The organism is Stackebrandtia albiflava (genome assembly GCF_007994225.1).
In the GTDB taxonomy this organism is placed as follows: domain Bacteria; phylum Actinomycetota; class Actinomycetes; order Mycobacteriales; family Micromonosporaceae; genus Stackebrandtia; species Stackebrandtia albiflava.
Window position 1 is genome coordinate 640,059 of the sequence record NZ_VLLL01000006.1, and the last position, 13,991, is coordinate 654,049.

Genomic DNA, 13,991 nt, shown 5'->3' on the forward strand with positions numbered 1-13,991 from the left:
GTGCGGGCCGCCGGGATGCCGTGTTAGTGGTATCCCGCTAAGCTGGGAGGGTGCCCCACACCGGACTCGTGGTCGGTTTCGACCTGGACATGACCCTCTTCGACACCCGGCCCGCCATCGCGGCCACCCTCGCCGCCGCGGCGGCCGAACTGCGGGTCGGGTTCGACGTCGACCTGTTCCTCAAGGAGCTCGGTCCGCCGCTCGACATGCTGGTCGGCCGTCAACTGCCCGCCGAGCGGGTCGACGCCTTCGTCGCGAAGTACCGGGAGATCTACCACCTTCACGGGCTTCCCGTGACGGTGCTGCTGCCCGGTGCGCGGGAGTCGTTGGCGTCGGTGGCCGCGGCCGGAGGTACCTCCATCGTCATCACCGGCAAGAACGACCGGGACGCCGGGCTGCACGTCGACGCCGAACGGCTGGAGGTGACGCACGTGATCGGGTTCGCGTGGGCGGAGGGCAAGACGGCCGCGCTCCGGAAGCACGGCGCCCGCGTCTACGTCGGCGACCACCCTGCCGACGTCGCCGCCGCCCGGGCCGCGGACGCCCTCGCGGTCGCGGTGACCACCGGAAGCCACGGCCCGGACTCCTTCGGCGACGCCGACGTGGTCCTGTCGTCGCTCAGCGAGTTCCCGGAGTGGCTGGCGTCGCGGACGTGGTGACCACGGGGCCGCGCCGTCCCGTCTGGATCATCGCGGCCCCCACCAGGACGATCACCGCTCCGACGGGCGTGCTCCACGCCAGTTCCTCACCGAGCAGGGTCACACCGGCGACCGCGGCGACCAGCGGGATGAAGTAGGTGACGGTCTGGCTGACCGTGGGGCCGACCTCGATGACCAACCGGTACTGCATGAGGAACGCGACCCCGGTGCCGAGCACCCCCAGCACGAGCACGGCGGCCACCGCCCGCGCGGACACCGCGGTGGGCACGTCGGTGGCGAACGGCACCAGCAGCACCAGTTGCGCCGTGGCGGCGGTCAGTTGCGCGGCGGCCATCGACAGGTTGCTGTGGCCGGTGTCGGGCAGTGTGCGCCGCAGGTACGCCCACCCCACCGCGTAACTCGCGGAGGCGACCAGTGCCAGCACGGTGCCGGTGAGGTCCTGGCCCGCGAAGCCCTGCCAGATCCCCAGGACGGTCAACACGCCGACGAAGCCGACGCCCAGGCCCGCCGCCCGGCGGCGGGTCGGCCGGTCCTCGCTCAACGCCACCAGGCCGACCAGCATCCCCCACAGCGGCGTGGTGGCGTTGCAGATTCCGGCCAGGGTGGACGAGATCCGCAGTTCGGCGTAACCGAACAGGGTGAACGGCAGGGTGTTCAGCAGGAACCCCGCCACCGCGAGGTGGATCCACACCCGAAGGCCGCGCGGCAGCCGGTCCCGGCGTACCGCCGTCGCGACCAGCAGCACACCCGCTCCGGCCGCGATCCGGCCGAGCGACACCTGCAACGGGGAGAACGACTCGGTGCCGAGTTTGATCAGCAGGAAGCTGAAGCCCCACACGGTGCTCAACAGGGCGAACCGGACGCGCCAGTCGTTCCAGAGGCGGCGGGGCCCCGCCGGATCGATCGTCATGTCCCGACTGTGCCGCCGGATATCGTTAAGGACAAGCGAGAATGTGTGGCGGCGACCGAGTAGGAGCACTTAAATGTTGAATGTGGAGCGACTGCGGGTGTTGTGGGCGGTGGCCAACCACGGTGCCGTCGGCCTGGCCGCCCGGAACCTGCACGTCACGACATCCGCCGTCTCACAGCAGATAGACAAACTCGAACGCGAGGTCGGCCAGGAACTGGTCGTGCGGCAGGGCAGGGGAGTGCGCCTTACCGACGCGGGGCGGCTGCTCGCCGAGCACGCCCGGGACATCCTGTCCCGGATGGAGCAGGCCGAGGCCGACCTCGCCGCACAGCAGGGCAGCGCCTTCGGCTGGCTGACCGTGGGCGCGTTCCCCACCGCCGCGCGTGGCCTCATGCCGCAGGCGCTCGCACGGCTGCGCCGCCGCCACCCCGGCCTGACGATCTCCCTCCGGGAGTTGGAGCCCGAGTGGGCCGTCACGGAACTCCAGCGCGGCGACATGGACCTCGCCCTGGTGCTCGACTGGGCGACCAGGCCGTTGGCGTTGTCACCCGAGCTTCGCAGGATCGGTCTCATGACCGACCTCATCGACGTGGCGTTGCCGGCGGGCCACCGGTTGGCCGGCAAGGCGGAACTGGACCTGGCCGACCTCGCCGCCGAGCCCTGGATCGCGTGGCCGCAGGGTGAGATGTGCCGGGAATGGCTGGAGACCACTCTGCACGCGATGGAACTCCGGCCGCGCATCGCGCACACGGCCGGTGAACACCAGACGCAGCTCGCGCTCGTGGCCGCGGGGCTCGGCGTGGCGGTCGCGCCCCGGCTCGGGAGGCACCCGGTCCCGGAGGGCGTCGTGCTGGTCCCGGTGAGGGATTCGCTGCGCCGCAACATCCAGGTGGCGTGGCGCGCCGACTCCGAGGCACGGCCGTCGGTGGCCGCCACGGTCCAGGTCCTGCAGGAGGTCGCCCGGACGCCGGAGTGACCCGCCGCCCCGGCCGGTGCGGACGGAACCGGGTCGGTGGAGGTGGGATTTCGATAGAGTCGCTGACCATGGCGGCCGATTCGGGAATCCGGCTGGATTCCACCACCGGGAGGGGCATCGTGGTCGCCGCGGTGCTGGGTTCCAGCGTGGCACTGTTGGACGGCACCGTGGTCAACGTCGCCCTGCCGCACATCGGTGAGGAGTTCGGCTCCGAACTGGACGGTCTGCAGTGGGTCGTCAACGGATACACCCTCATGCTCGCGGCCGTGGTGTTGCTCGGCGGGGCGCTCGGTGACCGGTTCGGCCGGCGGAGGGTGTTCCTCATCGGGGTCGTGTGGTTCGGGGTGGCCTCGCTGCTGTGCGGCCTGGCACCGGGAATCGTGAGCCTGGTGGTGGCGCGACTCTTGCAGGGCATCGGTGCGGGCCTGTTGACCCCCGGTTCGCTCGCGATCATCCAGGCGTCGCTGCGCCGTGAGGACCGGGCCAAGGCCATCGGGGCGTGGTCGGGACTGGGTGGGGTCGCCGCGGCCGCGGGACCGTTCCTGGGCGGATGGCTGGTCGACGCCGTCGACTGGCGCCTGGTGTTCCTGATCAATCTGCCGCTGGTGGCCGCCACCGTCTGGGCGGCCGTCCGCTGGGTGCCGGAGAGCCGCGACACCACCAGGGACGGCGGGTTCGACCTGGCGGGCGCGACGCTGGGGGCGGTGTTTCTGGGCGGCCTGACCTTCGCGCTGGTCCAGCCCGGGATGCTGGGCTGGGTGGCGGCGGTGGTCGCGGTCGTCGCGGCGGTCGGCTTCGTCGTCGTGGAGCGTCGCGCGGCGGCGCCGGTGGTGCCGGGCGAGATGTTCGCGGACCGGCAGTTCACCGCGATCAACGCCGTGACCTTCTTCGTGTACGCGGGCCTGGGCGGCGTGATGTTCTTCGTCGTGATGCAGTTGCAGGTCGTCTCGGACTACTCGGCGCTGGCCGCCGGGCTCACCATGCTGCCGTTCACGGTCCTCATGCTGGCCTTCTCCGCCAGGGCGGGGGCGCTGGGCGAGCGGATCGGCCCGCGGTGGCCGCTGACCGTGGGACCGTTGCTGGCGGGAGTCGGTGTCTTCATGTTGATCGGGGTCGGTGCCGACGCGCCCTATTGGACGGCGGTGCTCCCGGGCGTCCTGGTGATGAGCGTCGGGATGACGGTGACGGTGGCGCCGTTGACGGCGGGAGTGCTGGCGGCGACCGACGTCGCCCACGCCGGTGTCGCCAGTGGCATCAACAACGCGATCGCCAGGGCGGCGGGGCTGCTCGCGGTGGCGGCGCTGCCGCTGGCGGCCGGGTTGAACGGTGAGGCGTACCGGGATCCGTTCGCCTTCGCGCTGGGGTACCAGATCGCGATCGCCCTGTGCGCGGTGCTGTTCGTGGTGGGCGCGCTGATCGGTGTCGTGTTCGTGCGGGATCCGAAGTGGGCGGCGCACCGGGCGGCGCGTACCCAGTGCCCGTACAACGCGCCGCAGTTGGATCCGGGCGTCGCCGGGGCGGAGCGCGACGCGTCCTGAGGGGCTGCTTCGGGCCTCGTTCGTCGCGAGTGGCGCGAGGCGCCGACCGGTCGACGCGCGGCAGAGCAGCGGGATCGAAGACGACTTCTCAGGTCGTTCGGGGGTGCGGTGTCCCGCCGTCGCCGATGTGTGTGCGGAATCGTCTTTCGGGTCTTGCCTACCGGGCACCGGTCGCAATAGCATACACATAATACATCCGAATGTTTGGATGTAACTGCCCGAAAGGATGACGCATGACCGCACGACGGGTCGCGGGCGCCCTCATGGGACTCGCGCTGTTGACGGCCGTCACCGGAGCAATCGGCGGTGACACCGCCGAAGCCGGTCCACTCCCCACATCAGCCGAACTCACGGTGCAGAAGGTCGGCGAACTCGTCGACCGGGACGCCACCGTGTCATACCGGTCCACCGACCAGAGCATCACCGTCCACCACCCCGGAGCGACCTACGTCAAGGTCAGGTTCGCCGGTCTCGACCTGGCACCCGGCGACCGCCTGACCGTCTCCGACCCCGAAGGCGTCGAGGTCCACACGTACCACGGCGCCCCCGGCGAAGGATGGCGCGACGGCGACTCCGACTACACCCTGCACGAGAACGGCGTGTTCGCGGCCCTGTCCATCGAAGGCGACACCGCCGTCGTGGAGATACACCGCGCCGACGACGACCTGGACGCGAAACCCGGTGGCGTCCAGATCGACGGATACTGGCGCGGGTACGACCAGGCCGAGTACGAGGCCGCCAACCCCGGAATCGAATCGGTGTGCGGCGTCGAGGGTCGCCGGGACAGTATCTGCTACCAGTCGAGCCACCCCACCGAGTACCAGCGGTCCCGCGCCGTCGGACGCCTCCTGATGGGCGGCAGCGCCTGCACGGCGTTCCGGGTCGGCGACACCAACCGCCTGCTCACCAACAACCACTGCATGTCCACCCAGTCCGCCATCGCCGGCAGCGAGACCCAGTTCGACTACGAGTGCGCCACCTGCGGCGGCAACAACCCGAAGACCCCCACGAAGGTCTCCGGGGCGACGATGCACAAGACCAGCTCCCAACTCGACTACACGCTCTACTCGGTGAACAGTTTCTCCAGCATCACCGGGTTCGGGACCCTCTACCTGGAGACCCGCCAGCCGGTGCTCAACGAGCGCATCTACATCCCCGGCCACGGAGACGCCGCCCCCAAGCGCCTCTCCGTGACCGTCCAATCAGGCGGTGCGAACTGCAAGATCGACCAGGTCCAGTACCTGACGATCAACACCGGCTACATGTGCGACACCTCCGGCGGCAGCTCGGGATCTCCCGTGATCGCCGGTTCATCGCATAAGGTGATCGCACTGCACAGAATCGGGGGCTGCCTCAACGGCGGTACCCGCATGAGCCTGATCTATCCCGAGATCGCCGGGTTGATCAGCAACTGATGTGCGGACTACTCGCGCATCCGTCGATCGCCCGGCCGGCACCGGAGAACCCGGTGCCGGCCGGGGCGGTATCCGCGAAGCATCGGCCGACACGCCCACGCGCGTGACTGAGACGGCCCACCGCGGGGTAATCACACGGCTCCGGGCCACGACAGGAGGTTGACGAGATGTCCCTGATGAACCGGATCCAGCGGTTCCTTCGCAGCCCGAAGGGTCAGAAGATGACCCGGCAGGCACAGGACTACGTGAAGAAGCCCGAGAACCAGCGGAAACTGCGGCGGCTGGCGGGCAGACTGCGCGGCAGGCACTGACCCGGCGCCCCGCGCACCGGAGTGGGCACCGGTGCGCGGGAGCGTTCCGTAAGAAGTGTGGTCCTCGTTCGTCGCGCAGCAGGACAGCAGGATCGACGACAGCCTCTTAGGGGGAGATGTAGGGAGATCCGGGGGAATCGTCCGGAGGTGGAGAGACGCGCCGGACGGCAGGCTTCATGCGTCGGTGACCGACACCGACGACATGAGGTGAGGATTCGACATGACCCAGGTCCCCCCGAAGGTGAACACCGCCGTCGCACTGTGGTGCGCGGCCATCGGCGCCGGCGTCGCCGAGACCGGGCTGTTCGTCACGCAGGCGGCACTCGCCGGAGAGGCCGGTGGACTCGCGGCCCAGGCCGCGCTCAGACTCGCCGTGTACGGCCTGCTCGCGTTCGCGGCCTGGCGGCTGCGTACGGGAGCGGGTTGGCTGCGGATCGCGGTGGCCGTGCTGGTGGGGGGATTCGGGACGCTCTCCATGGTCGCCGGCCCGGTCGGGTGGCTGCTCGACGGTGGATCCGTACCCGCGTTCCTCGCCGCCGCCGACCCCTGGACCCTCGGCTTCACCGGTCTGCGCACCGCCCACGTACTGCTCGTCGTCGCCGCCCTCGTCGTCACCTTCAGCCCGGCGTCGAACCGGTTCTTCGCCGGTTCCCGTCCGGCGGAGGCGGAGCGAGGCGCACTCCGGCACGGTTGACATCACACCCACCGGTTATGGTTCGGGCTCGCCCGGTTCGGCCGGGCGAGCCGTCCACCGTCGACGAAAGGACCAGCCGGATGCGACCGCGGGTGACGCAGTGCGGATGACGACCCGGAACGCCCGATTCCAGCAGTGGCAGGCACTCCTCACCAACCGCGCGAAACGCCAACGCCTCGGAGAGATGCTGGTGCAGGGCGTGCGTCCCATCAACTGCGCCCGCGCGAACGGCTGGCGGTTCTCGACCCTGCTGTACAACGCGCAGGCGCGCCTGTCGAACTGGGCGAGCGAGACACTGCGCGAGGTCGACGCCGAGCAGGTCGCGGTGGCCCCCGACCTGCTGGCCGAACTGGGCGACAAGGCCGAGACCGTCCCCGAGTTGCTGGCGGTGGTGAAGCTCCCCGCCGACGACCTGAACCGGCTCGGCACCGGGCCGGACTTCCTCGGCGTCGCGTTCGACCGCCCCGGCAACCCCGGGAACATCGGGACCCTGTTGCGGTCCGCCGACGCGTTCGGCGCGACCGCCTTCCTCACCACCGGACACGCCGCCGACCCCTACGACCCGCGTGCCGTCCGCGCCTCGACGGGCTCGGTGTTCGCGGTCCCGACCGTTCGGGCCGAGTCCTCCGGCCAGGTCGCGGACTGGCTGGCCGGTACCGGGGTGCGGATCGTCGGCACCGACGAGCACGCCGAGACCGAACTGACCGACTACGACTTCACCCGCCCGACCCTCGTCGTCGTGGGCAACGAGACCGCCGGGATGTCCCGTCAGTGGCGGGACGCCGTCGACGTGATGCTGCGCATCCCGATCGGCGGGGCGGCGAGCTCCCTCAACGCCGCCACCGCCGGGTCGATAGTGCTGTACGAGGCCGCCAGGGCGCGCGTCAACGGGCGAGTACCCGGTCGATGAAACCGGTGACGTCGGTCAGGACCTCGTCCCGGTTCGTCTCGTTGAACACCTCGTGCCGCGCGTCCGGATAGATCCGTTCGGTGAGGTCGTCGCCTCGGATCGTCTCCACGCCCGCGCGGGTCGCGGGCAACGGCACCAGGGAGTCGGCCTCACCGTGTACCCACAGTGTCGGCAGGTCACCGAGCCGGCCACCCGAGTCGATCTGCTTGAGGCACCGGTCGAGCGCGGCCAGCAGCGGCCGTTTGAACGGGCCGTGCCACACCAGCGGGTCGGCCTGGTAACGCTCGCCGACCTCCGGATCCCGCGACAGGGTGGACACGTCGATGGGTGAGAACGGGATCTCCGGCAGGTCCAGCAGGGAGGTGGCCTCCCGCCAGGAACCGAGCACCGGACCCGACAGCACGAGGGCGGCCAGGGTGGCGCGATACCGCTGGGCGTAGGCGGCGGCGATCATGCCGCCCATCGAGTGCCCGATGAGGACCACCGGGAGCCCGGGATGGCGTTCCCGTGCGTACTCGTCGACGCGGTGGAGGTCGGCGACCACGTCCGCGTAGTCCTCGATGACGACCCGGTCGCCCTCGGACCGGCCGTGCCCCTGATGGTCGGGGCCGAACACCGCGGCGCCGTGCGCGACGAGCCGTTCCGCCACGTACTCGTACCGTCCGATGTGTTCGCCGTAGCCGTGGACGAGCAGCGCCACGTACCGCGCCGACCCGTTCGGCCACTCCCGCGCCGTGATCTGACCCCTCGCGCCCGCGAAGCTCCATTCCCGCGACATGCCGGCCACCTCTCTCGTGAATCGGGCGTCCCAGCCTAATCGCCGCCGCGAGGCGGGACCCGCCCGTCGCCGCCACGGCCGGGCCGGCCGGGAGGGTGGCGGAGGGAGCCGCCGACGCGACTCGTCAGCGGGCGGTTCTCGCCTCCGATACGGCGATCACCGCACCGCCGGACGGCACGCCGTCTCCGATACCCGATCGCACCGCAGGGGGGCGACGGGTACGCTATCCGGTCGAGGGCCCTTAGCTCAATTGGCAGAGCTGCGGACTTTTAATCCGTAGGTTCCGGGTTCGAGCCCCGGGGGGCCTACCAGATGTGAGCACGAAGAACGCCCATCTACCAGGTCATTCACCGGTAGGTGGGCGTCATGTCGTGTACGGCCGAGTCCGGTTGGGCGCGGTGTCATCCGGGTGGCTGTGCCCAGTACGTGCCCGATCGGTCCGTCGTTCGTTCGGCTCCTGTCACTCCGCCCGGCCTGGATGCGACTGGCGGCGGGGGCCGGATGACGGAGGCTGACGCCGGTCCCGCTCGGTCGCGGCGGCCCGCCACCGGGCCAACCGCCCCGCCAGGCACGACGAGGCCCCGTGAACGGGAGTCGATCCCGTCCACGGGGCTGAATGCGCGTGATCTCGTGCCGGTCGGCGCCGGCGCGAGATCGGCTCAAATGGGCGTGGCCGTATCGGCGAGTGGTTCGACCCGACGGTGCGGGCGCCGCAGGCCACGCCGGTGAGGGGAACCCGCGCGGTGAGATCCGGGCGGACTCACCCTCGCCGGACTAGATGCACACACAGACCTTGCTGCAGCCGGTGCTGGTGCAGCAGCGCTTCCAGCAGTTCTCGGAGCAGACCGCCCACCAGCAGGTGTCGGCCGCCGCGGTGGTCTGCGGGGCGAGGCGCTCCAGGGCGCGGTCGGCGATCCGGTTGATCAACTTCATTCTGGGAACCTTTCTGTCGTCGGCCTTCCGGCCGGGTTTCACGCCGTCGAGGTCGTCTCCCGGGGGAGATGGACGGGCGGGGATCCCTCGTGGGCACGGGGGACTCGCCACGTCCCACGACCGTGGGGCATAGGCGTGGTGGGGACGTCGGAGGCTCGCCGGTCGAGACGGTCCGGTCCGGTGACCTGGTGCCGTGGGCGATCGGCGTTCCTCGGTCCACACCGCGCGCGACTCTACTCGTCCCGTGCCACAACGAATCCCGTCACGGAACGTCGCCGCCGACGCGGGGTGCCGCCGTCCCGTGGACACGACTTCTTCGTCGCGCCACCGCGTCGCCGTTCACCGTGGCGGGACGTTCCGTCCACACTCAGGCCGAGACCTCGCGGTATCGGGCGATGTACTCAGTGGCCACGTCGGGCAACGGGGTGCCGTCGGTCGTGGCGAACCAGACCTCGTTCTCCAACCAGAATCGGCACAGGAACACCTCGAACGTCTCCGCGCAGAAGCAGATCGCCTCCGGGTCACACGGACCGGGTTCGGCGTCGGTGCCGTGGAAGTCGGGGGAGCACACCACGGCGTGGTCACCGCCTTCGGTGTCATGCAGGTACCAGAACAGGCAGCCCTGCTGGTCGGAGAGGAACCGGATCAGGTGCCCGCCGCCGACGGGCGAGGCGACCGGGCCGGTGTCGAGGTCGATGAAGCACGCGGTGTTCGACCTGACGCGTCTCTGCAGCGACGAGGTCGCCATGAAGCGGTCGAACGCGGGCGGAAGCGTTACCGCCGCACGGGCGCAGGCCTCCCGCAGCGACGGCAACGACTCAGAGGCGTTGCCGGCGACGCTCCACTCGTCGGATACCGGCCGGTCGGCGAGCCAGCTCAGGTCACCGGTCATCGGGAACGGCACCGGCGGTAGGTCGCCGAAGCCGTAGCGGCCGTACGTGCCCATCCTGGGGCGGGCCTCGATGTCCGCCGCGGTCAGATCCGTTCCCCACCAGTACGGCGAGAACGGGGATTCTTCTGCTTTCACGACTCGATGATCTCGGATCCGTACGACATCGGGCGGGTTGCCGGCGGGTGCCGGCCGGGTTACGCCTCAGTGGAGGGAGGCGCGGTGCGGAGTGTGAGCCGGGTCATGCCCGGGTTCGACCGGGTGGTGCGTGGCCAGGTGTCCTCCGTTGTGGACTGTTGTGCGCGGACCGGGTAGTCGGCCGTTCGTCCTATGCGGCATCGTTCGTTCGTCTATGGCGGCATAAACCCTTTTGCTGTGAGGCTGGCCGATATCTGGATCCATCAATGGCACCTTCGGGTGTCGCACACCGAAAGGAACCGATGCCGATGCGACTCACCCGTAAAGGGGTGGCGTTGACGGCGGGCCTGGTCCTCGGATCGTCCATGGTGTTGGCGCCGATCGCGTTCGCCGCCGAGACGACGGACGCCCCCGCCGACTACTACGCGCCCGCGGAGGGCAAGACCGGTCAGGAACTCAAGGCCGCGCTGCACGACATCATCGACGACCACACGACGTTGTCGTACAGCGAGGTCAAGACCGCGATCCCCTACACCGACGCGGACCCGGCCACCTCCGGAAACGTCATCCTGTTGTACACCGGACGCTCCGAACCAAACGGCGGCGACTGGAACCGCGAACACGTCTGGGCCAAGAGCCACGGTGACTTCGGTACTGCGATCGGCCCCGGCACCGATCTGCATCACCTGCGCCCCACCGACATGGACGTCAACTCCTCACGCGGCAACCTCGACTTCGACAACGGCGGTGAGGAACTCGACATCGCTCCCGGCAACTACCGGGACGGCGACTCCTTCGAGCCGCGTGACGAGGTCAAGGGCGACGTCGCCCGGATGATCCTGTACATGACGGTCCGCTACGAGGGTGACGACAGCCATCCGGACCTGGAGCCGAACGACGACGTCGAGAACGGCAGCGCTCCCTTCCACGGCCGGCTGTCCGTCCTGATGGACTGGTCGCGGTCCGACCCGCCGGACGCCTTCGAGAAGAACCGCAACGAGGTGATCTTCGACCGGTTCCAGCACAACCGGAACCCGTTCATCGACCACCCCGAGTGGGTGGACGCGATCTGGGGCGACCCGACGGACCCACCCACGGACCCGACCGATCCGCCCACGGACCCGACCGATCCGCCCGCCGAGTGTGGTGGCACGAGTACCGAGTCCACCCCGATCGGCGACAACCGCATCGTCACCAGTGACATCGCGGTCTCCGGTTGTCCGGGTGCCGCGTCCAGCGCGAGCACGGTGAGCGTCGAGATCACGCATCCCGATCGCGGGGAGTTGTCGATCTACCTGTACGCCCCGGACGGCTCGTACTACGTGCTCAAGCGGAACGGCGACTCCGGCGCGAACCTGTCGGAGACGTACACGGTCGATCTGGACACCGAGGACGGTGACGGCACCTGGACGCTGAGCGTCAAGGACTACGCCTCCGGCAACACGGGAACCATCGACTCGTGGAGTCTCGACCTGGCGTAGCGGTCGTCGGCGCACCCGTCGTCCCGCCGTGCGTCGTTCCTCGGCATCGAGGGTTCCGCGTGCCACCCCGGTACGCGGGACCCTCGACGCCGCGGCGGAGCCCCGCATCAGACGGCCGGTGTGAAACCCTGCCACGCGCCCGGCCCCCACTGCCGCTCGATCTCGTCGCGCACCCCCGGAATGAGCGCGAGCGCCTGGGCCGCCGCGACGCCCTGCCGGTGCCAGCGCACCCGGTCGGCGCTGAACCGCACGGGTCCCGAGATCGTGGAGTTGAAGGTGTGTAGCAGATCGTGGAACCGGCGCAGGTTCACCGCGTCTACGTGCCACTGGTCCGATTTGCACACGATCACCGACAGGTCCGCGATCATGACGGCCAGGTCTCCCGGTTGCCCGGCGGGGCGGCGGCACGCCTGTGTGAGCAGTGCGTCGAATCGGTCCAACAGGTCGTGGGCGTCGTCGTACACCGGCCGGTGCACCCGCCACCAGTTCCGGTAACCCTCGTCGGGGGCGGTGCGATGGTGGTTCCAGAACCACCGCCACACGAGCGGGCGGAGTGACGGCGCGACCACCGTCAACAGTAGACCGCTCATCAGGATCAACCCGGCCTCGGCCATGGTCGTCATTCCTCACTGTCAGTCGTCTCCGGCGACGCGACACCGCCCGCTGCGACGGGTGGTGTGCCGGATTGCGGGAAATCATTGAATTAACGATTCGGTCCGTGGATCGCCTGTTGGGCGGGATGCCTTGTAGGGCAGCCGTTCTCGGTCGGAGTGATTCGTGTGGAATGTGATGGTTCACGGGCTCGTCCGGCCGCTCACGAGCCCGGGGCTGACCGGTCCGCGTGTCGTGATACCGGGTAGCGTCGTTTAACGAGCTGAGGCCAGGCGGCGTTCGGCGTTGGCGATCCGTACATCTCCGACAGCCTCCGTCCCTTGTCAGTTGTGGACACCGCCGCCCGGCCTCCGCCGGCGGCCCCCTACTGCGAATAGGGGGTCGCCCTTTCCCGGGCGGCGCAGCGGCGCGCACCGGTCCGGAAACGGCCGTCGCCGACCGGGTTCCGGGCGATCAGAGGATAAACGATAGCCCGCAATTCATCGGCGTGAATGCGCGCCATGGTGAATCCCTTGTCTGCATTGAATCACAATGCGACGGACACCCGGCGGCCCGCGTGCGTGGCGGGTGAAGCAGCAGGTGGGGGCGGCGAACGGCCTCGCGCTCGGTGGTTCCGGGAATGGCGCCTTAACAGTACCGACGTACCGTATTCCCTCGTGGAATTCCCGTGAAGGATATTCGCGTCGGGGAATCGGGGAAGTCCTATCGGGATACCGGAATCACCGGGAACAGAAACCGTTTCCCGCGCAATTCCCGCAGCGTGTCGCGCTCATATCGGGCCACGCCCGGACGTGCCGAATCCCGCCGCCGCGGCCGTGGAGGGTGTGCAATACCGGAATGTCAGACATGACCGGTTCACCGGGTGGCCCGCCCGGCGAATGGCCGCCGGAACAGGCGGCCGCCGAGACGAGGCCACCGAGACGGCCGGAGGTGCCGCCGCCCGCCGAGCTGCCCTCACGCACCCGTCCCGCCCGCCCGCTACGGCCCGACACGCCGACCGGTGAGGCGGCACCGCCGCCGGCGGCGCTGCCCGCGTTGTTCGGGACACCGAGCCCGCTTCCCGCGAGCGAGGCCCCGCAACAGCGGGCCGCCGAACCGTCGGAGTCGGTCGGCCGGATCCACGCCATGTGGGAGTCCGCCGACGAACGCGCCACGCCGCGACCGCCGTCGCCCCGGGCGCGTCGCCCGCCGGGTGAGCCCGCCCGGCCGCCACGTTCACCGCTGTTGGTGTTCCCGGCGGTCATCCTGCTGGCGGGTGTCGCCGCCTTCTTCAGCTGGGTGTCGGCCGCGCCGTTCTGGATGTCGGTGGGTCACCACGTCGAAGGCCGGGTCACCGTGCAGCGCTGCGAGGCCGAGGGATTCGCGCCGCGCTGCGAGGGGCGGTTCGCGCCCGAGGGGGGCGGCGACTCGGTGCCCGCCATGCGGATCACCGGGGACAGCCGGGCCGAACGCCCCGGCGAGACCGTCGCGGCACTGGCGGTCTCACGGGAGTCCCACGCCGTCTACATCGGGGACGACACCGGCCTGGTACTGCGTTGGGCACTGGGACTGGCGATGGTCGTCGGATGCGGCTTCGGAGTCGCGGGGGTCACCGGGGCGTGGCGTTTCACGGGGCGCCGCCGCCTGGGGGCACTGGGAGTGAGCGTGACGGGACCGTTGCTAATCTGGCTGGGGGCGCTGGCGATGACCTGGTGACACCGCACACCACCGCCAACCTGGCGTTCGGGGGGCGGCGTCTCATCCACGT

At 69.9% G+C, this 13,991-nt stretch carries 14 protein-coding genes, 1 tRNA gene and 1 pseudogene; 11 read left to right on the top strand and 5 right to left on the bottom strand.

Translation table 11 applies throughout. The features are described 5' to 3' along the window. The first annotated feature begins 50 nt into the window (after positions 1–50). On the top strand, positions 51–659 hold the full coding sequence (locus LX16_RS13805; protein WP_211354502.1) for an HAD family hydrolase: 609 nt from the start codon (positions 51–53) through the stop codon (positions 657–659). Here LX16_RS13805 and LX16_RS13810 read toward each other — a convergent pair. Then, entirely contained in the window at positions 619–1,569 is a 951-nt protein-coding gene (locus tag LX16_RS13810) for a DMT family transporter (RefSeq protein ID WP_147138869.1), read from the bottom strand. The genes LX16_RS13805 and LX16_RS13810 overlap by 41 nt on opposite strands. Positions 1,570–1,642: 73 nt before the next feature. On the opposite strand from LX16_RS13810, the gene LX16_RS13815 reads away from it, so the two are divergent. The 6 genes from LX16_RS13815 (at position 1,643) to LX16_RS13835 (ending at position 7,413) form a co-directional block, all read left to right on the top strand. Further along, entirely contained in the window at positions 1,643–2,545 is a 903-nt protein-coding gene (locus LX16_RS13815) for a LysR family transcriptional regulator (RefSeq protein ID WP_147138871.1), read from the top strand. Between the two features lie 68 nt (positions 2,546–2,613). Further along, entirely contained in the window at positions 2,614–4,083 is a 1,470-nt protein-coding gene (locus tag LX16_RS13820) for an MFS transporter (RefSeq protein ID WP_147138873.1), read from the top strand. Positions 4,084–4,316: 233 nt separating this feature from the next. Beyond that, entirely contained in the window at positions 4,317–5,498 is a 1,182-nt protein-coding gene (locus LX16_RS13825; protein WP_211354503.1) for a trypsin-like serine peptidase, read from the top strand. Positions 5,499–5,665: 167 nt separating this feature from the next. Continuing rightward, positions 5,666–5,809, top strand: coding sequence for a hypothetical protein (locus LX16_RS26905; protein WP_170283861.1), 144 nt, complete (start codon positions 5,666–5,668; stop codon positions 5,807–5,809). 220 nt (positions 5,810–6,029) lie between these two features. After that, positions 6,030–6,503, top strand: coding sequence for a hypothetical protein (locus LX16_RS13830; RefSeq protein WP_147138875.1), 474 nt, complete (start codon positions 6,030–6,032; stop codon positions 6,501–6,503). A gap of 106 nt (positions 6,504–6,609) precedes the next feature. Continuing rightward, a complete protein-coding gene (locus tag LX16_RS13835; RefSeq protein ID WP_147138877.1) occupies positions 6,610–7,413 on the top strand; it encodes a TrmH family RNA methyltransferase in 804 nt (267 codons plus the stop codon). Here LX16_RS13835 and LX16_RS13840 read toward each other — a convergent pair. After that, entirely contained in the window at positions 7,388–8,191 is an 804-nt protein-coding gene (locus LX16_RS13840) for an alpha/beta hydrolase (protein ID WP_147138879.1), read from the bottom strand. The two genes, LX16_RS13835 and LX16_RS13840, sit on opposite strands and share 26 nt — an antisense overlap. Before the next feature lie 235 nt (positions 8,192–8,426). Between LX16_RS13840 and LX16_RS13845 the strand changes: the two genes are divergently transcribed. After that, a tRNA-Lys gene (locus LX16_RS13845) sits at positions 8,427–8,502 on the top strand. A 463-nt stretch (positions 8,503–8,965) separates the two neighbouring features. On the opposite strand, the gene LX16_RS26610 is transcribed toward LX16_RS13845, so the two are convergent. Beyond that, entirely contained in the window at positions 8,966–9,124 is a 159-nt protein-coding gene (locus tag LX16_RS26610) for a hypothetical protein (protein ID WP_158645591.1), read from the bottom strand. Between the two features lie 367 nt (positions 9,125–9,491). Beyond that, positions 9,492–10,151, bottom strand: coding sequence for a hypothetical protein (locus tag LX16_RS13850; RefSeq protein ID WP_147138882.1), 660 nt, complete (start codon positions 10,149–10,151; stop codon positions 9,492–9,494). 302 nt (positions 10,152–10,453) lie between these two features. Between LX16_RS13850 and LX16_RS13855 the strand changes: the two are divergent. Next, positions 10,454–11,224, top strand: a pseudogene (locus LX16_RS13855) (endonuclease I family protein); the annotation flags it as partial. A gap of 174 nt (positions 11,225–11,398) precedes the next feature. After that, positions 11,399–11,632 (top strand): proprotein convertase P-domain-containing protein, encoded by a 234-nt coding sequence (locus tag LX16_RS28260; protein ID WP_425304434.1) that lies wholly within the window; start codon positions 11,399–11,401, stop codon positions 11,630–11,632. A 107-nt stretch (positions 11,633–11,739) separates the two neighbouring features. Here LX16_RS28260 and LX16_RS13860 read toward each other — a convergent pair whose 3' ends face one another. After that, positions 11,740–12,255 (bottom strand): hypothetical protein, encoded by a 516-nt coding sequence (locus LX16_RS13860; RefSeq protein ID WP_147138884.1) that lies wholly within the window; start codon positions 12,253–12,255, stop codon positions 11,740–11,742. An 826-nt stretch (positions 12,256–13,081) separates the two neighbouring features. Between LX16_RS13860 and LX16_RS13865 the strand changes: the two genes are divergently transcribed. Then, a complete protein-coding gene (locus LX16_RS13865; RefSeq protein WP_147138886.1) occupies positions 13,082–13,939 on the top strand; it encodes a hypothetical protein in 858 nt (285 codons plus the stop codon). The last annotated feature ends 52 nt before the right edge of the window (positions 13,940–13,991 follow it).

Bases quoted from the DNA above. Each gene is read 5' to 3' on its own strand.
- LX16_RS13830 (WP_147138875.1), top strand. From the start codon at position 6,030: ATGACCCAGGTCCCCCCGAAGGTGAACACCGCCGTCGCACTGTGGTGC.
- LX16_RS13860 (WP_147138884.1), bottom strand. From the start codon at position 12,255: ATGACGACCATGGCCGAGGCCGGGTTGATCCTGATGAGCGGTCTACTG.
- LX16_RS26905 (WP_170283861.1), top strand. From the start codon at position 5,666: ATGTCCCTGATGAACCGGATCCAGCGGTTCCTTCGCAGCCCGAAGGGT.
- LX16_RS13810 (WP_147138869.1), bottom strand. From the start codon at position 1,569: ATGACGATCGATCCGGCGGGGCCCCGCCGCCTCTGGAACGACTGGCGC.
- LX16_RS13835 (WP_147138877.1), top strand. From the start codon at position 6,610: ATGACGACCCGGAACGCCCGATTCCAGCAGTGGCAGGCACTCCTCACC.
- LX16_RS26610 (WP_158645591.1), bottom strand. From the start codon at position 9,124: ATGAAGTTGATCAACCGGATCGCCGACCGCGCCCTGGAGCGCCTCGCC.
- LX16_RS13820 (WP_147138873.1), top strand. From the start codon at position 2,614: ATGGCGGCCGATTCGGGAATCCGGCTGGATTCCACCACCGGGAGGGGC.
- LX16_RS13840 (WP_147138879.1), bottom strand. From the start codon at position 8,191: ATGTCGCGGGAATGGAGCTTCGCGGGCGCGAGGGGTCAGATCACGGCG.
- LX16_RS13825 (WP_211354503.1), top strand. From the start codon at position 4,317: ATGACCGCACGACGGGTCGCGGGCGCCCTCATGGGACTCGCGCTGTTG.
- LX16_RS13815 (WP_147138871.1), top strand. From the start codon at position 1,643: ATGTTGAATGTGGAGCGACTGCGGGTGTTGTGGGCGGTGGCCAACCAC.
- LX16_RS13865 (WP_147138886.1), top strand. From the start codon at position 13,082: ATGTCAGACATGACCGGTTCACCGGGTGGCCCGCCCGGCGAATGGCCG.